Origin of the sequence: Kosakonia pseudosacchari (assembly GCF_900184035.1) — a bacterium.
GTDB lineage: Bacteria > Pseudomonadota > Gammaproteobacteria > Enterobacterales > Enterobacteriaceae > Kosakonia > Kosakonia pseudosacchari.
On record NZ_FXWP01000010.1, the window covers coordinates 413,847 to 436,385 of the forward strand.

At 57.1% G+C, this 22,539-nt stretch carries 19 protein-coding genes; 8 read left to right on the plus strand and 11 right to left on the minus strand.

Annotated features, from left to right (window positions below; all coding sequences use genetic code 11):
- Positions 1–10: 10 nt before the first annotated feature.
- The 7 genes from panB to thpR all read right to left on the minus strand — a co-directional run bounded on the left by panB (position 11) and on the right by thpR (position 5,697).
- Positions 11–802, minus strand: coding sequence for a 3-methyl-2-oxobutanoate hydroxymethyltransferase (panB, locus tag BN2591_RS08290; RefSeq protein ID WP_086870582.1), 792 nt, complete (start codon positions 800–802; stop codon positions 11–13).
- 108 nt (positions 803–910) lie between these two features.
- Entirely contained in the window at positions 911–1,390 is a 480-nt protein-coding gene (gene folK, locus BN2591_RS08295; protein WP_086870584.1) for a 2-amino-4-hydroxy-6-hydroxymethyldihydropteridine diphosphokinase, read from the minus strand.
- Entirely contained in the window at positions 1,387–2,784 is a 1,398-nt protein-coding gene (gene pcnB / locus BN2591_RS08300) for a polynucleotide adenylyltransferase PcnB (protein WP_208616136.1), read from the minus strand. Before pcnB ends, folK begins: the two co-directional genes overlap by 4 nt.
- A gap of 55 nt (positions 2,785–2,839) precedes the next feature.
- Positions 2,840–3,736, minus strand: a complete 897-nt coding sequence (gene gluQRS, locus BN2591_RS08305) for a tRNA glutamyl-Q(34) synthetase GluQRS (RefSeq protein WP_167372802.1) — start codon at positions 3,734–3,736, stop codon at positions 2,840–2,842.
- A gap of 87 nt (positions 3,737–3,823) precedes the next feature.
- A complete protein-coding gene (dksA, locus tag BN2591_RS08310) occupies positions 3,824–4,279 on the minus strand; it encodes an RNA polymerase-binding protein DksA (RefSeq protein ID WP_007373199.1) in 456 nt (151 codons plus the stop codon).
- A gap of 173 nt (positions 4,280–4,452) precedes the next feature.
- Complete coding sequence (gene sfsA, locus BN2591_RS08320) at positions 4,453–5,157, minus strand: DNA/RNA nuclease SfsA (protein WP_086870591.1); 705 nt, start codon at positions 5,155–5,157, stop codon at positions 4,453–4,455.
- A 9-nt stretch (positions 5,158–5,166) separates the two neighbouring features.
- On the minus strand, positions 5,167–5,697 hold the full coding sequence (gene thpR, locus BN2591_RS08325; protein WP_086870593.1) for an RNA 2',3'-cyclic phosphodiesterase: 531 nt from the start codon (positions 5,695–5,697) through the stop codon (positions 5,167–5,169).
- Positions 5,698–5,770: 73 nt separating this feature from the next.
- On the opposite strand from thpR, the gene hrpB reads away from it, so the two are divergent.
- The 6 genes from hrpB (at position 5,771) to fhuB (ending at position 16,990) form a co-directional block, all read left to right on the plus strand.
- Positions 5,771–8,200 carry an ATP-dependent helicase HrpB gene (hrpB, locus tag BN2591_RS08330; RefSeq protein ID WP_086870595.1) on the plus strand — a complete coding sequence of 810 codons (2,430 nt, stop codon included), beginning with the start codon at positions 5,771–5,773 and terminating at the stop codon, positions 8,198–8,200.
- 117 nt (positions 8,201–8,317) lie between these two features.
- Positions 8,318–10,846, plus strand: a complete 2,529-nt coding sequence (gene mrcB / locus BN2591_RS08335) for a bifunctional glycosyl transferase/transpeptidase (protein WP_086870597.1) — start codon at positions 8,318–8,320, stop codon at positions 10,844–10,846.
- Between the two features lie 252 nt (positions 10,847–11,098).
- Positions 11,099–13,276, plus strand: a complete 2,178-nt coding sequence (gene fhuA, locus BN2591_RS08340; protein ID WP_017457977.1) for a ferrichrome porin FhuA — start codon at positions 11,099–11,101, stop codon at positions 13,274–13,276.
- Positions 13,277–13,323: 47 nt separating this feature from the next.
- Positions 13,324–14,121: a Fe3+-hydroxamate ABC transporter ATP-binding protein FhuC gene (gene fhuC / locus BN2591_RS08345; RefSeq protein WP_086870599.1), complete on the plus strand. Its 798-nt coding sequence runs from the start codon at positions 13,324–13,326 to the stop codon at positions 14,119–14,121.
- Positions 14,121–15,011, plus strand: coding sequence for a Fe(3+)-hydroxamate ABC transporter substrate-binding protein FhuD (gene fhuD / locus BN2591_RS08350; protein ID WP_086870601.1), 891 nt, complete (start codon positions 14,121–14,123; stop codon positions 15,009–15,011). Before fhuC ends, fhuD begins: the two co-directional genes overlap by 1 nt.
- Entirely contained in the window at positions 15,008–16,990 is a 1,983-nt protein-coding gene (gene fhuB, locus BN2591_RS08355) for a Fe(3+)-hydroxamate ABC transporter permease FhuB (protein ID WP_086870603.1), read from the plus strand. The genes fhuD and fhuB overlap by 4 nt, the downstream gene beginning before the upstream one ends.
- A gap of 36 nt (positions 16,991–17,026) precedes the next feature.
- Here fhuB and hemL read toward each other — a convergent pair whose 3' ends face one another.
- The gene (gene hemL / locus BN2591_RS08360) at positions 17,027–18,307 is read right to left on the minus strand and encodes a glutamate-1-semialdehyde 2,1-aminomutase (RefSeq protein WP_086870605.1); all 1,281 of its coding nucleotides are present in this window, start codon (positions 18,305–18,307) and stop codon (positions 17,027–17,029) included.
- Between the two features lie 170 nt (positions 18,308–18,477).
- On the opposite strand from hemL, the gene clcA reads away from it, so the two are divergent.
- Together clcA and erpA are read left to right on the plus strand one after the other, a co-directional pair.
- A complete protein-coding gene (gene clcA, locus BN2591_RS08365; protein WP_086870606.1) occupies positions 18,478–19,884 on the plus strand; it encodes a H(+)/Cl(-) exchange transporter ClcA in 1,407 nt (468 codons plus the stop codon).
- 81 nt (positions 19,885–19,965) lie between these two features.
- The gene (gene erpA, locus BN2591_RS08370) at positions 19,966–20,310 is read left to right on the plus strand and encodes an iron-sulfur cluster insertion protein ErpA (RefSeq protein WP_017457984.1); all 345 of its coding nucleotides are present in this window, start codon (positions 19,966–19,968) and stop codon (positions 20,308–20,310) included.
- 48 nt (positions 20,311–20,358) lie between these two features.
- Here erpA and BN2591_RS08375 read toward each other — a convergent pair whose 3' ends face one another.
- The 3 genes from BN2591_RS08375 to mtnN are packed head-to-tail and all read right to left on the minus strand — an operon-like array spanning position 20,359 to position 22,488.
- Positions 20,359–20,982 (minus strand): TRIC cation channel family protein, encoded by a 624-nt coding sequence (locus tag BN2591_RS08375; RefSeq protein WP_086870608.1) that lies wholly within the window; start codon positions 20,980–20,982, stop codon positions 20,359–20,361.
- A gap of 14 nt (positions 20,983–20,996) precedes the next feature.
- Positions 20,997–21,797, minus strand: a complete 801-nt coding sequence (gene btuF, locus BN2591_RS08380) for a vitamin B12 ABC transporter substrate-binding protein BtuF (protein WP_086870609.1) — start codon at positions 21,795–21,797, stop codon at positions 20,997–20,999.
- The gene (gene mtnN / locus BN2591_RS08385; RefSeq protein ID WP_086870611.1) at positions 21,790–22,488 is read right to left on the minus strand and encodes a 5'-methylthioadenosine/S-adenosylhomocysteine nucleosidase; all 699 of its coding nucleotides are present in this window, start codon (positions 22,486–22,488) and stop codon (positions 21,790–21,792) included. Before mtnN ends, btuF begins: the two co-directional genes overlap by 8 nt.
- Positions 22,489–22,539: the final 51 nt, after the last annotated feature.

Genomic DNA, 22,539 nt, shown 5'->3' on the forward strand with positions numbered 1-22,539 from the left:
ACCAGGCTCCTTAATGGAAACTATGTTCTTCACCCGGATAGGTTCCGGATTCGACGTCGGCAACATACTGCCTGACCGCTGCGCGCATGTCGCCTGCTTCACTGAGGAAATTTTTGGCGAATTTCGGGATATGTCCGCCGGTAATACCGAAGGCGTCATGCATCACCAGAATCTGGCCGTCGGTGACATTACCTGCGCCAATACCAATTACCGGAATGGTTAATGCCGTCGTGATACGTTGCGCCAGCTCGACCGGAACACACTCCAGCACCAGTAGCTGTGCGCCTGCGGCTTCCAGCGCCAGCGCATCGTCAAGCAGACCTTGTGCCGAGTCGCCGCGCCCCTGCACTTTATAGCCACCGAAAATATTAACGGACTGCGGGGTCAGCCCCAGGTGGCCGCACACCGGCACGGCGCGCTCGGTCAGCATTTTCACCGTAGGCGCCAGCCAGCGGCCGCCTTCGATTTTCACCATATTGGCGCCCGCGCGCATGACCACAGCGGCATTTTCAAATGCCTGCTCCGGCGTGGCGTAGGCCATAAACGGCAGATCGGCGAGCAACAGGCAGGCCGGTGCGCCGCGGCGCACAGCCTGGGTGTGATAAGCGATATCGGCAACCGTTACCGGCAGGGTGGAGTCGTGACCTTGTACCGTCATCCCTAACGAATCACCAACCAGCATCACGTTAATCCCTTCTTCGGCAAACAGTTTCGCGAAGCTGTAGTCGTATGCGGTGATAGTGGCGAAGCGTCTTTTTTCCTGCTTGCACTTGTGCAGCCAGGAGATGGTGGTGGGTTTCATAGCGTTTCCTGATAGTCGAAAGCGATTCTGGCGCATTCTAGCAGCAACCATCAGGTGGGCAATGATTTTAGGCAAGCGGTGAGCGCGGGGCGTGACGAACGCGGGAAATTACCAGGCGTCGGGTTTCGGCGCGTTCAGGTTTGCAAGAATTTCCTGCAACGATGTACCGTCCGGGAAGTGCAGATCGGGCGCAATTTCAAACAGCGGCCACAGCATAAAACCCCGGTTTTTCATGTCGTAATGCGGCACCGTCAGGCGTTCGGTATTCAACGTAAGATTGCCAAACAGCATGATATCGAGATCGAGCGTGCGCGGTCCCCAGCGTTCTGCTTTACGTACGCGGCCTTGCTGGAGTTCAATGCGTTGCGTGTGATCGAGCAGCGTTTCTGGCTCAAGGGCAGTTTCCAGCGCCACGGCGGCGTTGAGATAGTCCGGTTGATCCGGCGGGCCAAGCGGGGGAGTGCGATATAACGAAGAGACCGCCACGATGCGGCTTTGTGGGATCTCTCCGAGGGCGGTAATCGCGGCGTTAACCTGGTCGAGCGGTGACGCTAGGTTGCTGCCAAGCGCGATATACGCGAGGGTCATGCGCTACCTTCACGGCGCGGCGCGCGTTTGCGCGGGCGGCGGTGGCGACGGCGTTCTGCCGGTTCATCGTCTAAATTATTGAGCATATCTTTCTGGGCTGGCGGCGCGGAAACCTGGAACTCACCCCACCATTTCGCCAGACGTTGCAGTTCGCCGTTATTTTCGGCTTCGGCCCGCAGCGCCAGTAAATCATAAGCCGCGCGGAATTTCGGGTGTTCCATCAGCTTCCATGAGCGCTTGCCCTGGCGGCGGGACATCCGCAATTGCAACTGCCAGATATCACGGATCAGCGTGGTGATGCGTTTCGGGATCGCCAGTGAACGGCACGCTTCATCCAGCACATCGTTCATCGCCAGCGCGAAAGCGTCGTAATAAGCAAGCCCGCCTTCCTGGGTAATACGCTGGGCGTTTTCCAGCAGCGGATACCAGAACATAGCGGCAAACAAAAACGCCGGGTTAACGCGCATGTCGTTGCGAATGCGGTTGTCGGTATTCTTCAGCACCTGGTCAATAATCCGCTCCATCGGGCTGTCGCCTTTTTCGGTGAAGTAGCGGGTGATGCTGGGGAACAGCGGCTGGAACAGACCATACTCACGCAGTAAACGGTAGGTTTCGTAACCGTAACCGGCCTGCAACAGTTTCAGCGATTCCTCAAACAGGCGTGCCGGAGGAACATCGTTAATCAGCGTTGCCAGGCGCGGGATCGGCTCGGCGGTCTCTTCGCTGATACGCATATTGAGCTTGGCGGCAAAGCGCACCGCGCGCAGCATGCGCACCGGATCTTCGCGGTAGCGGGTTTCCGGGTTACCAATCAGGCGAATCACACCCTCTTCTAAATCACGCATGCCGCCGACGTAATCACGCACGGTGAAATCAGCCACGCTGTAATAAAGGCTGTTGATGGTGAAGTCGCGGCGCTGGGCATCTTCTTCGATGGAGCCGAAAATGTTGTCGCGCAGCAGCATGCCATTCTGCCCGCGCTGGGAGATGGTGCGATCGGTTTGTTGTTCGTCGTGATGACCACGGAACGTGGCGACTTCGATGATTTCCGGCCCGAACATCACATGGGCAAGGCGGAAACGGCGGCCAACCAGGCGGCAGTTGCGAAACAGTTTACGCACCTGGTCCGGCGTTGCGCTGGTGGTCACGTCAAAATCTTTTGGTTTTTTGCCCAGCAATAAATCGCGCACACCGCCGCCTACCAGGTAAGCGTCGTAGCCCGCTTTATTCAGACGATAGAGCACCTTGAGCGCATTTTCACTGATATCTTTGCGGGAAATAGCGTGCTGCTCACGCGGAATAACCGTCATCTGCGGTTGGGCCATAGCCTCAACGACCATGCTCTCTTCGCGGCTTAGCACCTTGCGGCAAAAATTAGCGACTCGGGTAAAAATAGTACACCTCGGTAGTGTCAAACGTCAGGACAAAAAAATAGCGGCTAATCATAGCTCAGCGCGAGCCGTTTGAGAATGCTGTATTCGCATCCACGGCATCTGGCACACGGCAAAGCGTCCAGTTTTCCACCGCTTTTTGCAGCAGTGCGTCGATGCGCAGATCCTGCCACTCATTTGTTACATCCTGGTTCAAAAATTGTAAAGCCCTGATTATTACCGGGCGCGGATCGCCTTCAGGCAACGCGGGGGCGTGGTTTTGCTTGGAAAGCTTGTTCCCCTGCTCATTGAGCGCCAGCGGCAAATGAACGTACGTCGGAACCGGCCAGCCAAACTGGTTATAAAGGGAGATTTGCCGCACCGTCGGTTCAATCAGATCCGCGCCGCGCACAATTTCCGTGACACCCTGAAAATGGTCATCGACCACCACCGCAAGGTTGTAGGCGAACAGCCCGTCACGGCGATGAATAATGAAATCTTCCCGCGCCAGTTTTTCGTCGGCGGTAATGCGCCCACGTAATTTATCGCCGAAGTGCAGTACCGGCTGCTGCTGTACCAGCCGTACGGCGGCGTTTTGCGGGCCATTTTGTAATGTCCGGCAATGCCCATCGTACGTGCCGCCGATGCTTTGGATGCGCGCGCGCGTGCAGGTACAAAAATAGCTCAGCCCTTTGCGTTGCAGGGTGGCGAGCGCCTCGCGGTAGGCGTCATGACGCCGGGATTGCCACAGCACCTCGCCGTCCCAGTGCAGACCATAATGCTCAAGCTGGCGAAGAATGGTGTTTGCCGCGCCGGGAACTTCTCTGGGGGGATCGATATCTTCGATGCGAACAAGCCAGGTGCCGTGGTTGGCGCGGGCTTGCAGATAGCTGCCGAGAGCAGCAATTAACGAACCAAAATGCAGTTCACCGGACGGGGATGGCGCAAAGCGCCCAATATAGTGTGATTCAGGCATATCGCTGGCAAAAATATAGGCGGGAATCCATCCCGCCATATAGGGCGCACCACACCTTAGCGGTGCGCCATCGAAGACGTCAGGAGATTAACCCGCCATCTGTTTTTCGCGGATTTCCGCCAGGGTTTTGCAGTCGATGCACAGGTCGGCAGTCGGACGTGCTTCCAGACGACGGATACCAATTTCAACGCCACAGGATTCGCAGAAGCCGAAATCTTCGTCTTCCACTTTTTTCAGCGTCTTCTCGATCTTTTTAATCAACTTGCGCTCGCGATCACGGTTACGCAGTTCGAGGCTGAACTCTTCTTCCTGCGCGGCACGGTCGACCGGATCGGGGAAGTTAGCTGCTTCGTCCTGCATATGCGTGACGGTGCGATCGACTTCATCCCTAAGTTGATTACGCCATGCTTCAAGAATACGCTTGAAGTGCGCCAGCTGGGCTTCGTTCATATACTCTTCGCCCGGTTTCTCTTGATACGGCTCCACCCCAGCGATGGCGAGAATACTCAGGGACGATGTTTTACGGTTTTGCCCTTCTTGCATGTTGCTTCTCCTTAACACGCACTATCGATCCCCGTGTGGGGGAAAAATCAGGCCGCTATAAATAGCAGATGCTTTTACGGATGGCAAATATCTAAACGTAACACTTGACAACCCTGTGAAGAAAAGCGTATTTGCGCACGCGACCAAATCACTTACTCGTCAAAAGCTTGCCTTTATACCGTAAAAGGTAGTGGCAACCTAAGAGTGATATTATCGGCAGAAAGTTCCGCTTTATAAGCGATTACTTCCACCCCACGGCGTTGTGCTTCATTCAGTAATCGTGCGTATTCCTCATCAATATGGCGTGCGGGAGAAAAATGTTCAACGGCGGAGTGCAGAACGGCAAACAGAATTACCGCGCGATCGCCGTTGGCCGCGACGCTCATTAATTCCCGTAAATGCTTCTGTCCCCGCAGGGTGACGGCATCCGGGAAGTAGCCTGACTGCTGCTCGGCGAGCGTGACCGATTTCACTTCAATATAGCAGTTGCGCCGGTCATCTGCCTGTAACAGAAAATCAATTCTGCTACCTTCCGCACCATATTTTACTTCGCTTTTCAGCGTGCTATATCCGGTTAGCTCAGGCAGGCTGCCTGCTAATATTGCTTCTTTTGTCAGCATATTTGCCCGCTGAGTATTGACGCAAATAAATGCCCCCTGTTGGGTTTGGGATAATTCCCACGTATGGGCATATTTGCGCTTAGGATTATTCGACGTGGAATACCAGACCGTGTCGCCTGGCGTCGCACAACCGGTCATCGCACCGGTATTCGGGCAATGCAGCGTGAGGGTTTCCCCTTCAGGCGTAACCACATCCGCAAGGAAGCGTTTATAACGCTGAATCAGCGTGGCGGCGTTAAGCGGCGGGGAAAAATCCATGGAGAATCCTTAGTTTTTGAGCGTCCAGCGATGCAACGGCGTGTAGCGGGTTCGACCCTGAATAAATTGCGATTCATACAATGCAAACGCCGTCACCGGAAATGACCAGCGAAAACCCGGCGGTGGAATAGTGACGGCGTGGCTGGCGTCGCGCAGCAGCGTAATGTGCGGGTGAAACGGCTGCGGGCTTTGATAACACCCGCTGCGGGAAGCCTGGGCGCGGAGCATATCCGCCAATTGCAGCAGCCCGCGCGGCGGCTGGCGTGAACCGAGCCAGACGACGCGTGAACGCAGCCATTGCCCGGCATCGTCCAGCGTGAGCGTGAAACCCGGCTGGCGTATCCGTCCGGCCAGCGCTTCCAGTGCGCGCTGTTTTTCCGCACTGATTTCGCCGAGAAACGCCAGCGTCAGATGCAGATTCGCCGCTGCAATCGGTCGCCCCGCATCCGGCGGGAACTGCTGCGCACGCCACTGCACCACCTGCGTCTGAATATCCGCAGGGAGTTCAAGGGCGAAAAACAGCCTTTTTGGTTCAGACATGGCAGGCTCGAGGTCAAAGGTTTACGGCGATGTTATACTGCTGGCCGGCTTATGTTAACCCTCCGGAGCTTTTGTGTCCTCACTGCCAGTCGCCGCCGTTCTGCCCGATATTCTTTCTGCCCTGCGCGCCGCGCCACAGGTACTGTTAAGCGCGCCCACCGGCGCAGGGAAATCGACCTGGTTGCCGTTGCAACTGCTGCAACACGGCGACATTGATGGCCGTATTTTGCTGCTTGAGCCGCGTCGGCTGGCGGCGCGCAATGTGGCACAGCGACTGGCGGAGCTGCTTGATGAAAAACCCGGCGAAACCGTGGGGTACCGTATGCGTGCGGAAACCTGCGTAGGGCCGACTACCCGGCTCGAAGTGGTGACAGAAGGCATTTTGACGCGGCTGGTGCAGCAAGATCCGGAACTCAGCGGTGTGGGGCTGGTGATCCTCGATGAGTTCCACGAGCGCAGCCTGCAAGCGGATCTCGCCCTGGCATTGCTGCTGGATGTGCAGCAAGGACTGCGCGATGATCTCAAACTGCTGGTGATGTCGGCAACGCTTGATAATGCACGTTTACAAGCGCTGCTGCCGGATGCGCCAGCCATTATTTCCGCCGGACGTGCCTATCCGGTTGAGCAACGCTATCAGCCATTGCCGACTCATCTTCGCTTTGACGAGGCGATTGCCCAGGCGACAGCGGAAGTGCTGCGTAATGAACCCGGTTCGCTGCTGCTGTTTTTACCCGGTGTTGGTGAAATCCAGCGCGTACAGGAGCAACTGGCTTCCCGCGTCGGCAGCGATGTTCTCCTCTGCCCGCTCTATGGCGCGCTACCGCTCAGTGAGCAGCGCAAAGCCATTTTGCCCGCGCCCAAAGGGCTGCGAAAAGTGGTGCTTGCTACCAATATCGCCGAAACCAGTTTGACCATTGAAGGCATTCGCCTGGTGGTGGATAGCGCCCAGGAGCGCGTCGCGCGGTTTGATGCCCGCAGCGGCTTAACCCGGCTGGTGACACAGCGCATTAGTGTTGCTTCGATGACGCAGCGCGCCGGGCGTGCCGGTCGTCTTGAGCCTGGCATTTGCGTGCATTTACTGAGTAAAGAGCAAGCGGAGCGCGCGGCGGCGCAGAGCAGCCCAGAAATATTGAGTAGTGATTTATCCGGACTGTTGATGGAATTAATACAGTGGGGATGCCAGGATCCTGCCCAGCTCAAATGGCTGGATCTGCCGCCAGCGGTGAATCTCGCGGCGGCGCGCAAGCTGCTCAGCCAGTTGCAGGCGCTTGAGGACGGGCGGCTGACGGCGTTTGGACAACGCATGGCGGCGCTCGGTAACGATCCGCGGCTTGCGGCGATGCTGGCGGCGGCGAATGGTCGCGACGAAATTGCCACGGCGTCGAAGCTGGCGGCGATTCTGGAAGAGCCACCGCGCGGCGCAAACAGTGATTTGAGCGCGGCGTTTTCACGCAACCAGCCAAACTGGCAGCAGCGTGCGCGCCAGCTGGCACGCCGCCTGAACAGCAGTGATGGCGAGCTGAATAACACCGCTCTTGCGCCGTTGCTGGCAAGCGCCTTTGCCGATCGCATTGCCCGCCGGCGCGGGCAGGAAGGTCGCTATCAACTGGCGAACGGCATGGGCGCAACGCTGGATGCCGATGATGCGCTCAACCGCCACGAATGGCTGATAGCACCTCTGCTGTTGCAGGGCAGCGCATCGCCGGATGCGCGCATTTTGCTGGCGCTACCGCTGGATATCGACGCGCTTATCACCCGCTGCCCACATTTATTGCAGCAGTCCGACACGGTTGAGTGGGACGAGGCGCAGGGCACATTAAAAGCGTTTCGTCGCAGCCAGATAGGCCAACTGACGTTAAAAGTGCAGCCGCTGGCGAAGCCCTCTGAAGAGGAGTTGCATCAGGCGATGCTGAACGGCATTCGTGATAAAGGCTTGCGGGTACTGAACTGGACGCCGGACGCCGAGCAATTGCGTTTGCGTTTACACTGTGCGGCGAAGTGGCTACCGGAGGTTGACTGGCCTGCGGTCGATGAGGCCTCGCTGCTGGAAAACCTTGAGCAGTGGTTATTGCCTCAAATGAGCGGTATCCGCTCGCTGCGTGAGCTGAAAGCGCTCGATTTAAGCCAGGCGTTACAAAATGCGATGCCGTGGTCATTACGTCAACGTCTGGATAGTGAGCTGCCTGCGCATTACACTGTGCCGACGGGAAGCCGGATAGCGATTCGTTATCACGAAGATAACCCACCGGCGCTGGCGGTGCGCATGCAAGAGATGTTTGGCGAAGCGACAACGCCTGTCATTGCGCAAGGGCGCGTGGCGCTGGTGCTGGAGCTGCTTTCCCCGGCGCAACGTCCGCTGCAAATCACCCGTGATTTAAGCGCGTTTTGGGCGGGCGCGTATCGCGAAGTGCAAAAAGAGATGAAAGGGCGCTACCCGAAGCATGTCTGGCCGGACGATCCGGCCAATACGGCACCGACGCGGCGCACCAAAAAGTATTCGTAACAGGGATGGGCTTCTCGCCATCGAACAGTGCGATAAATTGAGAGATTTCTTCTTCTGCCCCGGTGCGGAAGAGTTGAGAATCAGGCCCTTGCGCCTGAAAGTTGCGGAGAGTAAAGCATGGCGGGGAATGACCGCGAGCCAATTGGACGCAAGGGGAAACCAGCGCGTCCGGCGAAAGAGAAAATCAGCCGTCGTCGACTTCGGGAAGAGGAGTACGACGAGTATGAAGATGACGATGAAGACGAGGAACCGATGCCGAAAAAAGGAAGAGGCAAAGGCAAGAAGCCACGCGGCAAACGCGGCTGGTTCTGGCTGCTGTTAAAAATTGCCATCGTTCTGGCCGTGCTGTGCGCCATTTATGGCGTTTATCTGGATCAAAAAATCCGTGCCCGTATCGACGGCAAAGTCTGGCAACTGCCTGCCGCGGTGTATGGCCGTATGGTCAACCTCGAACCGGATATGGCAATCAGTAAAAACGAGATGGTGAAACTGCTGGAAGCTACGCAGTACCGCCAGGTGACGAAGATGACGCGTCCCGGCGAGTTTACCGTGCAGGCGAAAAGCATTGAGATGATCCGCCGTCCGTTTGATTTCCCGGACAGTAAAGAAGGGCAGGTGCGCGCGCGTCTGACCTTTGACGGCTCTCGTCTGGAAACCATCGAGAATATGGACAGCAACCGCCAGTTCGGTTTCTTCCGCCTCGATCCGCGCCTGATCACCATGCTCTCTTCGCCGAATGGCGAGCAGCGTCTGTTCGTACCGCGCAATGGTTTCCCGGATCTGCTGGTGGATACGCTGCTGGCGACCGAAGACCGCCACTTCTACGAGCACGACGGCATCAGCTTTTACTCCATTGGCCGTGCGGTGCTGGCGAACCTGACCGCCGGACGCACGGTGCAAGGGGCGAGTACGCTGACGCAGCAGCTGGTGAAAAACCTGTTCCTCAGCAGCGAGCGCTCTTACTGGCGTAAAGCCAACGAAGCCTATATGGCGCTGATTATGGATGCCCGCTACAGCAAAGATCGCATTCTTGAGCTGTATATGAACGAGGTGTACCTCGGTCAGAGCGGCGACAATGAGATCCGCGGTTTCCCGCTGGCGAGCCTCTACTATTTTGGCCGCCCGGTGGAAGAGCTGAGCCTTGATCAGCAGGCATTGCTGGTGGGGATGGTGAAAGGCGCGTCAATCTACAACCCGTGGCGTAACCCGAAACTGGCGCTGGAACGCCGTAACCTGGTACTGCGTTTGCTGCAACAGCAGAACGTTATCGACCAGGAGTTGTATGACATGCTGAGCGCGCGTCCGCTGGGCGTGCAGCCGCGCGGCGGGGTGATTTCACCGCAGCCGGCATTTATGCAGATGGTACGCCAGGAGTTGCAGGCTAAGCTCGGCGATAAGGTGAAAGATCTCTCCGGCGTGAAGATCTTCACCACTTTTGATTCCGTGGCGCAGGACGCCGCCGAAAAAGCGGCAGTGGAAGGTATTCCGCTGCTGATCAAACAGCGCAAGTTGACCGATCTTGAAACGGCAATGGTGGTAGTTGACCGCTACACCGGTGAAGTGCGCGCGATGGTCGGCGGTGCGACGCCGCAATTCGCGGGCTATAACCGTGCGATGCAGGCGCGCCGCTCTATTGGTTCGCTGGCGAAACCGGCAACCTATCTGACGGCGCTGAGCCAGCCGAACATCTATCGCCTGAATACCTGGATTGCCGATGCGCCGATTTCGCTGCGCTTGTCTAACGGCCAGGTGTGGGCGCCGCAGAACGATGACCGTCGTTTTAGCGGCCAGGTGATGCTGGTCGATGCGTTGACCCGTTCGATGAACGTACCGACGGTGAACCTCGGGATGGCTGTGGGTTTACCTGCTGTAACCGATACCTGGCAGAAACTTGGCGCACCGAAAGATCAACTGACCGGCATGCCGTCTATGTTGCTCGGGGCGCTGAACCTGACGCCGATTGAAGTGGCGCAGGCTTTCCAGACCATCGCCAGCGGTGGTAACCGCGCGCCGCTTTCCGCGCTGCGTTCGGTCATTGCCGAAGATGGCACGGTGCTGTATCAGAGCTTCCCGCAGGCCGAGCGCGCCGTACCGGCGCAGGCGGCATACATGACGCTGTGGACGATGCAGCAGGTTGTCCAGCGCGGCACTGGCCGCCAGCTTGGCGCGAAGTATCCGGGCCTGCATCTGGCGGGTAAAACTGGTACCACCAACAACAACGTTGATACCTGGTTTGCGGGCATTGACGGGCGCGAAGTGACCATTACCTGGGTCGGCCGTGATAATAACCAGCCGACGAAGCTGTATGGTGCCAGCGGCGCGATGGCGATTTACCAGCGTTATCTGGAAAATCAGTCGCCGATCCCGCTGGATCTGACACCTCCGGAAGACATTACCAATATGGGCGTTGACGACATGGGTAATTTCGTTTGCGGTGGCGGCGGCGTGCGTCAGCTTCCGGTCTGGACGACGAACCCGGAAACGCTGTGCCAGCAAAACCAGGTGCAGCCGCCAAGCGGCAACCCGTTTGATCAGTCCCAGCAGCCGCAGCAACCAGCGCAGCAGCAGCCTCAACAGCCGCCGCAGCAGGAGCAGAAAAGCGATGGTGTCGCTGGCTGGATCAAAGAGATGTTTGGCGGTAATTAACTATCTGTCGTGACAAAACCTGAAACCCCCGATGGCAACACCGGGGGTTTTTTAACGCCTTAAACATGCAAATAACGTTGTTTTAAACCCCTGTTAACCACCTGCTTTTCGTCTGGTTATTTCTTCATCCTTCACGCCGTTTCAGGCGGCTTACTGCTTGCTATGCGCACAGCGCTTCGCATATTATGCTGCGGTCATAATAATAATTCTCGTTTACGTTATCGTTCACTCATTTGAATCAGAGATAAACCAATGGCGCGTCCTAACACTGCTCAGCCAGTCAACACTACGCTGCGTAAAATCGCAGTTGTAGTAGCCACAGCGGTTAGCGGCATGTCTGTTTACGCACAGGCTGCAACAACCCAAAAAGAAGAGACCATCACCGTTACCACCAGCGCGGCACCCCAGGAAAGCGCATGGGGACCCGCGCCGACTATCGCGGCAAAACGTTCCGCCACGGCGACCAAAACGGATACCCCGATTGAAAAGACGCCGCAGTCTGTTTCGGTGGTAACGAATGAAGAGATGCAAATCCGTCAGCCTGCCTCGGTGAAAGAAGCGCTGGGTTATACGCCTGGCGTGGTGGTTAGCAACCGTGGTGCATCGAACACTTACGACTTCGTCAGCATTCGTGGTTTCTCCACACCTGGACCTACGCAGAACAACTACCTGGATGGCATTAAACTGCAGGGGGATTACTACAGCGGTGCGACCATCGATCCCTACATGCTGGAGCGTGTTGAACTGATGCGTGGACCGACTTCCGTTCTGTACGGTAAGAGCAATCCGGGCGGTATCATCGCGATGGTCAGCAAGCGTCCGACCACCGAGCCGCTGCATGAAATTCAGTTCAAAATGGGCACCGATAATCTCTACCAGACTGGTTTCGATTTTAGCGATGCGCTGGATGATGACGGCAAGTATGCTTACCGCTTGACCGGTCTTGCACGTTCTAACGATGAGCAGCAGGACTTTGCGAAACAAAAACGCTACGCCATTGCACCGTCATTTAGCTGGCGCCCGGATGATAAAACCAACCTGACATTGCTGGCGAACATTCAGAACGAACCGAATACGGGTTATTACGGTTGGTTGCCAAAAGAGGGCACGGTTGAGCCATTGGCTTCGGGAAAACGTGTCTCGCCAGGCTTTACTGACAGTGCGCCGAACAACGAATATTCCCGTTATCAGCGCCTGGTGGGTTACAGTTTTGAACACGCGTTTGATGATGTGTTCACCGTTCGCCAGAACCTGCGCTACAGCCAGATTAAAACCTCGCAGAAAACCGTTTATGGCTTTGGCGCTACAAACGATCAGCTTACACGTTCAATCATTGTGGCTGACGAAGACTACAGCGATTTCGGCGTCGACACCCAGTTAGAAAGTAAATTCGCGACGGGTGATGTTTCCCACATCGTTCTGACGGGCATTGATTACTCCCGTTTTCGTAATGACATCAAAAACGCCTACGGAAGTGCGCCTACGCTGGATATGAATAATCCGGTTTATACCGATGTTGATTTCCCGACCGCGACGCCTTTCCAGTTAAATACCCAACACCAAACCGGGCTGTACGTTCAGGACCAACTGGAATGGAATAAGTGGGTGGCAACCGTCGGCGGTCGTTATGACTGGTCCGAACAGGCAACGCTTATTCGCAGTAGCGGCCAGAAAGTGAAGCGCGATGACAATCAGTTTACCTGGCGTGCCGGGGTGAACTATCTCTTCGATAATGGCATTACGCCTTATGCCAGCTATAGCGAATCTTTTGAGCCTAACCCGTCAAAAGCCTGGGCTGCGACCCCTGCTGATAACGTGGCTTATGCGCCGTCGAAAGGTAAGCAATACGAAGCGGGCGTGAAATACGTACCGAAAGATATGCCGGTTGTTATTACGGGCGCGCTTTATCAGCTCACCAAAACAAACAACCTGACTACGGATCCGACTAACCCGTTCGCACAAGTTCCTGCAGGTGAAATTCGCTCTCGTGGCGTTGAACTGGAGGCAAAAGCCGCAGTTAACGCGAACGTCAACGTAACGGCGTCCTACACCTATACCAATGCCGAGTACACGCAGGACACCACGCTGAAAGGCAAAACGCCGGTACAAATTCCGAAACATATGGCTTCCTTGTGGGGTGACTACACCTTCAACTCGGGCATGCTTTCTGGCCTGACCGTGGGTACAGGTGGCCGTTTAATCGGTTCCAGCTACGGCGATCCGAATAACACATTCAAGGTCGGTAGTGCGGCGGTGATGGATGCCGTGGTGAAATACGATCTGGCACGCTTTGGCCTGGCGGGCTCCAGCCTTGCTGTGAACGTCACTAACCTGCTTGATCGTGAATACGTCTCAAGCTGTTTCGACACCTATGGCTGCTTCTGGGGCGCAGAACGCCAGGTGGTGGCGACAGCAACCTTCCGCTTCTAATCTCTCTTCGGGCACGGTTCGCCGTGCCCTTTTATAAGTTGGCAATCATGCAGGAAAACAAAGCGCTTCCCGATACCACCTTTCAACTTACCGATGTCACCTTTCGTGTTCCCGGACGCACGTTGCTGCACCCGTTGTCGCTCACCTTTCCGGTGGGTAAAGTCACCGGTTTGATTGGCCACAACGGTTCCGGTAAATCCACGCTGCTGAAAATGCTTGGCCGCCACCAGCCGCCATCGGACGGGGATATCCTGCTTGATGGGCAGCCGCTTGAGAGCTGGAACAGCAAAGCGTTCGCCCGCAAAGTGGCCTATCTGCCGCAGCAGTTGCCGCAGGCGGAAGGGATGACGGTTCGTGAACTGGTGGCGATTGGCCGCTACCCGTGGCACGGGGCGTTGGGACGTTTTGGCATTGCCGACAGAGAAAAAGTGGAAGAAGCGATTGCGCTGGTGGGGTTAAAACCGCTGGCGCACCGCCTGGTGGATAGCCTTTCCGGCGGCGAGCGCCAGCGCGCGTGGATTGCCATGCTGGTAGCGCAGGACAGCCGTTGCCTGCTGCTGGATGAACCCACCTCGGCGCTGGACATCGCCCATCAGGTGGATGTGCTGGCGCTGGTGCACCGGTTGAGCCAGCAGCGCGGGCTGACGGTGATTGCTGTGCTGCACGATATCAATATGGCGGCGCGATATTGCGATTATCTGGTGGCGCTGCGCGGCGGTGAAATGATCGCCGAAGGGACGCCGGAAAGGTTAATGCGCGCCGAAACGCTGGAACAGATTTACGGCATCCCGATGGGGATCCTGCCGCATCCTGCGGGTGCAGCACCGGTGAGTTTTGTCTACTGATGGCTGGATTACATCACATTAGCCGTCGTCGCTTACTGACGGCGATGGCGCTCTCTCCCCTGTTGTGGAACATGCGCAGCGCGCAAGCAGCGGCGATCGATCCCACGCGTATTGTCGCGCTGGAGTGGCTGCCGGTTGAATTGCTGCTGGCGCTCGGCGTCGCGCCTTATGGCGTGGCGGATGTGCAGAGTTACAACTTGTGGGTCAACGAGCCTGCGCTGCCCGCTTCGGTGATTGACGTTGGGCTACGTACCGAGCCCAATCTCGAATTACTGACGCAAATGAAACCCTCCTGGCTGGTGTGGTCGGCAGGTTATGGCCCTTCCGAAGCGAAGCTGGCGAAAATCGCGCCGGGACGCGGCTTCACTTTTAGCGATGGCAAAAAGCCGCTCGCCATGGCCAGGCACTCGTTAAACGAGATGGCGCAGATCCTGAATCTGGAAGCGGAGGCGAAAAAACATCTCGACGAATTTGATGCCCTGATTGAAGCGCGAAAACCGCATTTTGCGCGTCGTGGCGATCGCCCGTTGTTGATGATCACCTTGCTCGACCCGCGCCATGTGCTGGCGTTTGGGCCGAACTGCCTGTTCCAGGAAGTGCTCGATAGCGTGGGTATTCGTAACGCCTGGCACGGCGAAACCTCTTTCTGGGGCAGCGTGGCGGTGGGTATCGACCGGCTGGCGGAATACAAAGACGTTGATGTTATCTGTTTCGATCACGGTAACGAGCAGGATATGCAAAAACTGATGGCGACGCCGTTGTGGCAGGCAATGCCCTTCGTGCGCGCCGGGCGTTTCCAGCGGGTTCCGGCGGTCTGGTTTTATGGCGCAACGCTGTCGGCGATGCATTTTATCCGCGTGCTGGACAACGCGCTGGGAGGCCGGGCATGAACCGACGTGTTTCGCCTTTCCCGGCGTTGCTGCTGACGGTGCTGTTTATCACTGCCGCCGCGCTTACCTGGAACAATTTAACCGTCGCCTTGCCGCGTGCGCAGTGGGCGCAGGCATTCGTCGCGCCGGACATCAACTTTATCGATCAGATGCTGTTTCACTACAGCCTGTTGCCGCGTCTGGTGATTTCTCTGTTGGTTGGTGCCGGGCTTGGTCTGGTCGGTGTGCTGTTTCAGCAGGTGCTGCGTAACCCGCTTGCCGAACCGACCACGCTCGGTGTGGCGACCGGCGCGCAATTGGGCATTACCGTGACCACGCTGTGGGCGATCCCCGGTGTGCTGGCTTCACAGTTTGCCGCGCTTGCCGGGGCATGTGCGGTCGGTGCGCTGGTGTTTGGCGTTGCCTGGGGCAAGCGTTTGTCGCCAGTGACGTTGATCCTCGCCGGTCTGGTGGTGAGCTTGTATTGCGGGGCGATTAACCAGTTGCTGGCGCTGTTCCATCACGATCAGCTGCAAAGCATGTTTTTATGGAGCACCGGGACGCTAACGCAAACCGACTGGAGCATCGTGCAGCGCTTGTGGCCGCAGCTGCTTGGCTGTGCGGTGTTAACGTTGCTGCTGTTGCGCCCGCTGACGCTGATGGGGCTGGATGACGGCGTTGCGCGAAATCTTGGCCTGGCATTGTCGCTGGCGCGTCTGGCAGCGCTGACGCTGGCGATTGCGCTGAGTGCGTTACTGGTCAATGCGGTCGGCATTATCGGTTTTATCGGCCTGTTTGCACCGCTGTTGGCGAAAATGCTCGGTGCGCGTCGTTTGTTGTCACGCCTGCTGCTGGCACCACTGATTGGCGCGCTGATCCTCTGGCTTTCCGATCAAGTGATCTGGTGGCTGACACGCGTATGGATGGAGGTTTCCACCGGTTCGATTACCGCGCTGATTGGTGCGCCGCTGTTGCTGTGGCTGTTGCCGCGTCTGCGCAGTATGAGCGCTCCGGCAATGAACGCCGGGGATAACGTGGCCGCTGAGCGTCAGCAGGTACAGTGGTTTGCGTTGGGTGGCTTAGTGCTCCTGTTGCTGGCGATGGGGTTAGCACTGACCTTCGGGCGTGACGCGGCAGGCTGGCACTTCGCAAGCGGTCAGTTGCTTGAGGAACTGATGCCGTGGCGCTGGCCGCGCATTGTCGCGGCGCTTACCGCTGGCGTGATGCTGGCGGTGGCGGGCTGTATTATTCAGCGCCTGACCGGTAATCCGATGGCCAGCCCGGAAGTGCTGGGCATAAGCTCAGGCGCGGCGTTTGGCGTAGTGTTAATGCTGTTCTTCGTACCGGGTAACGCGTTTGGCTGGTTGATGCCTGCCGGTAGTCTGGGCGCGGCGATGACGCTACTGATCATTATGGTTGCCGCCGGTCGCGGCGGATTTTCACCGCACCGAATGCTGCTGGCGGGGATGGCGCTCAGCACCGCGTTCACCATGCTGCTGATGATGCTGCAGGCAAGTGGCGACCCGCGTATGGCGACGATCCTGACGTGGATCTCCGGGAGTACTTATAACGCCTCTGCTGAGCAGGTCTGGCGTACCGGAGCGATGATGGTCCTTTTGCTGGCGCTGACACCGCTGTGTCGTCGCTGGTTAATGATCTTGCCGCTCGGCGGTGATACCGCGCGTTCGGTCGGGATGGCGTTGACATCGTCGCGCGTCGGCCTGCTGTTACTGGCGGCAGCGCTCACGGCAACAGCGACGATGACCATTGGCCCGCTGAGTTTTGTTGGCCTGATGGCTCCGCATATCGCGCGGATGATGGGTTTTCGGCGCACGATGCCGCATATGGTGATTTCGGCGCTGGTGGGGGGATTACTTCTGGTGTTTGCCGACTGGTGCGGACGGATGCTGCTGTTTCCGTTTCAGATCCCTGCCGGGTTGCTGTCGACCTTTATCGGCGCGCCGTACTTTATCTATTTGCTGAGAAAGCAGAGCCGCTAAAAGAGCGCCTCTCCCGTCGGGGAGAGGCTTTGCGAATTACAATTTGGCGAATGCGCGACGCGCGGCATCGATGGTGTTATCAATGTCCTCTTCACTGTGCGCAACCGACATAAAGCCCGCTTCAAACGCTGACGGTGCCAGATAAACGCCTTCTTCCAGCATCAGATGGAAGAAGCGTTTAAAACGTTCAACGTCGCACTTCACCACATCCTGGTAGCTGGTCACGCTATCGGCATCGGTAAAGAACAGACCAAACATCCCGCCGACATGGTTGACCACCAGCGGAATGCCGGCGTCCTGCGCGGCTTCAAGCAGGCCGTTGGCCAGTTGCGTGGTCAGCTCGGTCAGCGTGGCGTGAATGCCCGGTTGGGCAACTTCGGTTAAACAGGCATAGCCCGCCGCCATGGCAATCGGGTTACCGGAGAGCGTACCGGCCTGGTAGACCGGGCCGGTAGGTGCCAGCGCGTCCATCACCTCGCGACGCCCGCCGAATGCGCCAACTGGCATGCCGCCGCCGATGATTTTGCCAAGGCAGGTCAGATCCGGTGTGACACCGTAATAATCCTGCGCACCCGCCAGCGCGACGCGGAAACCGGTCATCACTTCATCAATAATCAGCAACGCGCCAAATTCATCGCACAGCGTGCGCAGGCCTGGCAGGAATTCCGGCAGCGGCGGCACACAGTTCATGTTTCCAGCCACCGGCTCAACGATAATGCAGGCGATCTCCTGCGGATATTGCTCAAACGCCGCGCGTACCGAGCTGAGATCGTTATAGGTGCAGGTGAGGGTATGTTTAGCGAAATCGGCCGGGACGCCCGGTGAGTTCGGCTGGCCCAGGGTTAACGCGCCGGAACCGGCTTTCACCAGCAGGCAGTCGGCGTGACCGTGGTAGCAGCCTTCGAATTTGATGATCTTATCGCGGCCGGTAAACCCGCGCGCCAGACGAATGGCGCTCATCGTCGCTTCGGTACCGGAGTTCACCATGCGCACCATATCCATGGTCGGCACCAGCTCAGTGACCAGCTCCGCCATTTTGACTTCCATTTCGGTAGGTGCGCCGAAGCTCAGGCCGCGGCTGGCGGCTTCAATCACCGCGTTGCGAATCGCCGGATGGTTGTGACCGAGCACCATGGGCCCCCAGGATCCGACGTAATCGATATAGGCTTTGCCGTCGACATCATACAAATAAGCACCGTCAGCACGCTCGATAAACAGCGGCGTACCGCCCACGCCGGTAAAGGCGCGTACGGGTGAGTTCACACCGCCCGGGATAAGCTCACGCGCTGCGTTATAGAGGTTTTCAGACTTACTCATGCTTTTCATTCCTGGTTCGTGGAAAAATCAATGCCGGTCATTCTATGTGATTACGGGAATGTTATGAAAGTTTTGCCCCGGTGAAACGACATATTTTGCAGGGATTTTGCCCGCGACGCGGCGGCACTTGCCGGGTAAAATGCCCCTTTTGTATTACTTATCGAAAACCCATGTCAGCACAAATCCCTTCATTTGAACAACAGCAGGTTGAGCAACGGCGACGCCGCAACATCATGCGCCAGATGCTGCAACGCGATAAAACGCCACTGGCGATTTTGCTGGTTGCCGCCGTCGCGGGCGCCGTCACAGGATTGGTCGGCGTATTTTTTGAAAAAGCCGTGAACGCGGTGTTGAACGCACGGATTGGCGCGCTGGCGCAGGTGGCGGACAGCGCACTGGTGTGGCCGCTGGCCTTTATTGGCTCGGCAGTGCTGGCGATGATGGGCTATTTTCTGGTGCGTCGGTTCGCGCCTGAGGCTGGCGGTTCGGGCATTCCGGAAATTGAAGGTGCGCTGGAGGAGCTGCGTCCGGTGCGCTGGTGGCGGGTCTTACCGGTTAAGTTTTTCGGCGGGATGGGAACGCTTGGCGCGGGCATGGTGCTGGGTCGGGAAGGGCCAACTGTGCAGATCGGCGGCAATATCGGGCGCATGATGAGCGATCTGTTTCGCCTGCGCAGCGGTGAAGCGCGTCATACGTTGCTGGCGACCGGCGCGGCAGCCGGGCTTTCCGCCGCGTTTAACGCGCCGCTGGCCGGCATTCTTTTCATCATAGAAGAGATGCGTTCGCAGTTTCACTACAACCTGATCTCGATTAAAGCGGTGTTCACCGGCGTGATTATGTCGAGCATTGTCTTTCGCGTGTTTAACGGCGAGGCGGCGGTCATTGATGTCGGTAAGCTCAGCAATGCGCCGGTGAATACGCTGTGGCTTTATCTGCTGTTGGGCATGATTTTTGGCGCGATCGGGCCGCTATTTAACACGCTGGTGTTGCGCACCCAGGATCTGTTTCAGCGTATCCACGGCGGGCATACCGGGAAATGGGTGTTGGTTGGCGGTGTCATCGGCGGCGGCTGCGGCGTTCTTGGCTTGATTGCGCCCGCGCTCTCCGGCGGCGGTTTTGCGCTTATCCCGATTGCGACCGCTGGCAATTATACCGTTGGCGCATTGCTGTTTATTTTCCTTATTCGTGTGGCAACCACATTACTCTGTTTTAGTTCCGGTGCGCCTGGCGGCATTTTTGCGCCGATGCTGGCGCTTGGCACGGTATTAGGCATGGCGTTTGGCAGCGCGAGCGCAGCGATTTTTCCGCATTATCAGCTCGACGCGGGAACGTTCGCGATCGCCGGAATGGGGGCATTACTGGCCGCTTCGCTGCGGGCGCCGCTGACCGGGATCGTGCTGGTTCTGGAAATGACTGACAATTATCAGCTTATTTTGCCAATGATCATTACCTGTCTTGGTGCGACACTGTTAGCACAGTTTTTAGGCGGAAAACCGCTCTATTCCGCGATCCTGGCACGTACGCTTGCCAGGCAGGATGCGGCTCGCGAAAGTGAGTTGCCGCGGGAGAATACTTGAACGATTTAGTAGCGTATTGGATAATAGCTGAAAAGGTCGGGTTACTATTTGACCAGATCGCAGTATCAACGGGAGCAAGACATGAGTGATGACGTAGCGTTGCCGCTGCAGTTTACCGACGCGGCAGCCAACAAAGTAAAAAACCTGATTGCGGACGAAGATAACCCAAATCTGAAGCTGCGTGTCTACATCACCGGTGGTGGTTGCAGCGGCTTCCAGTATGGTTTTACCTTTGACGATCAAATCAACGATGGTGATATGACCATTGAGAAGCAGGGCGTTGGCCTGGTGGTTGATCCGATGAGCCTGCAATATCTGGTTGGTGGTTCAGTCGACTACACCGAAGGTCTGGAAGGTTCCCGCTTTGTGGTGACTAACCCGAACGCGACCAGCACCTGTGGTTGCGGTTCTTCATTCAGTATTTAACCAATCCCATCGTGCATAAAAAAGCCGTGTCACTGACACGGCTTTTTGTTATCTGCCTGATTCATCAAGCGCAAACGTGGGTAACTTCAGGTGCCAGCGAATCGCCGCCAGCCTGATAACCAGCGTGACCACCATGCCCATCATACTTGCCGTTTCCAGCGGTATGGCAAAAAAGTGATACGCCGTCGCATGCACAATGCCACCCGCAATACAGGCGGTGGCGTAGATTTCGGTACGCAGGATCATCGGCACTTCGCGTGCCAGCACGTCCCGGATAATCCCGCCGCCAACGCCCGTAACGACGCCCATACAAATCGCCACCAGCGGGCCGGTTTCGGCGAGAAAGGCTTTATTCACGCCGATGCCGACAAACACCGCCAGCCCGACGGCATCCAGTACCGGTAATATCCATTTCGGCAAGCGACGCGGCTGACGCACCAGCACAATGGTTAGCATGCAGGTCACCATCGCCACCACTAAATCCGTTGGATCTTTAACCCAGAACACCGGGCCGTGCGCCAGCGCCATATCGCGGATCGTCCCACCACCAACGGCGGTGACCACGCCGAGTACCAGCACACCAAACGGATCCATTCGCAGTTTTCCCGCCAGCAGAACGCCTGAAATCGCAAATACGGCGGTGCCGATAATATCCAGCCAGTAAACCAGCATGGTGAATTCCCCGGTTATTTCACCTGCGCAAGGGCAGTGCAGAGTTGTTGAGCGGCGAGGATAATACGCGGGCTTGCCCGTTCAAACCAGTCACCGTGCAGAGAAATAATCGGTACATTGAGCTGGTTTCGCCAGAACTGTTCGATTCGCGGGATCTCTTTTTCATCACCTGCCACCACAATCGCCTGCGGCTGGCGCGCCAGCACCTGTTCACGGCTCACTTGTGGCCACGGTACGCGGCTGGCGGCAAAGATATTTTCCCCTCCGCACAACTCCAGCACCTGGTTTTGAATCGAGCCTTTTCCGCTGGTAAACAGCGGCTGCGCGCCAAATTGCAGGAACACACGCTTTTTCGGCAGGCTGGCGTAGCGGGTTTTCAATTCGTGGTACTGAGAAAGCAGCTTCTGCGCCGCTTGTTCTGCCTGCTGCGGATGCGGGCTGTATGCTTTGAGCTTACGCAGCGTCTCGATGACCTGCTCAATGGTGATCGCATCAACCCACATCACGGTGATACCGAACTGCTTGAGCTGATTTACCTGGCGTTCGGTATTGCCGCCGCGCCAGGCCAGTACCAGATCCGGTTTCAGCGCGACAATACGTTCCAGATTGATCCCTTGCCAGCTTGCCACCTGCTCAATTTTCGCGGCTTGTGGCGGGTAGTCGGAATAGCTGCTGACGCCGACAGGGGTAATGCCCGCAGCGAAAAGCAGTTCAGTATTGGCTGGCGAAAGTGAGATAACACGCGGTGCGGCGAAAATCCACGCCGGAAGCAGAATAAGCAGGGCGGCAAGCGCCCTGAAAAGAGAGTTAGCCACGCGCCAGTTTCTGCACCAGGGTTTCAACCATCAGGCTGGATTGCTTCGCAGCCACCACCAGGAATTCGTCAAAGCTCAGATGGGATTGCTGGTCCGCCACGTCGGAAATAGCGCGGACCACCACAAACGGCACGCCAAAGTTATGGCAAACGTGCGCGATGGCGGTCGCTTCCATCTCAACGGCGATCGCTTGCGGAAAGTTGTGGCGGATTTTCGCCAGACCGTCGGCACCGTTAATAAAGGCGTCGCCACTGACGATAAGGCCGCGTACGGCGTGCAGGTTCAGCTCGCCAATGCAGGCTTCTGCTGCGGCAACCAGTTTGTCATCCGCTTTGAAACCTGCCGGGCAGCCGGGTAATTGACCAATATCATAGCCAAAGGCGGTTACGTCAGCATCGTGATAACGCGCTTCGTCGGAAACCACGATATCGCCCACTTTCAGCGTCGCTGCAAGGCCACCGGCAGAACCGGTATTGATGATCACATCCGGCTGGCAGCGCTCCAGCAGCAGCGTCGCGCCCATGGCGGCAGCCACTTTACCAATGCCGGATTTCAGTAGCGCAACCTCTGTACCATTCAGCGTACCGGTGTAGATTTCGCTCCCGCCGACGTTCAGTGTCTGACGGTTCTCGATTTTGTCACGCAGCAGCGTAACTTCTTCTTCCATTGCACCAATAATGCCAATTTTCATGGAGATACTCGCTAATGTGATAAGACAGGATTACGTTTTCAGGGCATAGTC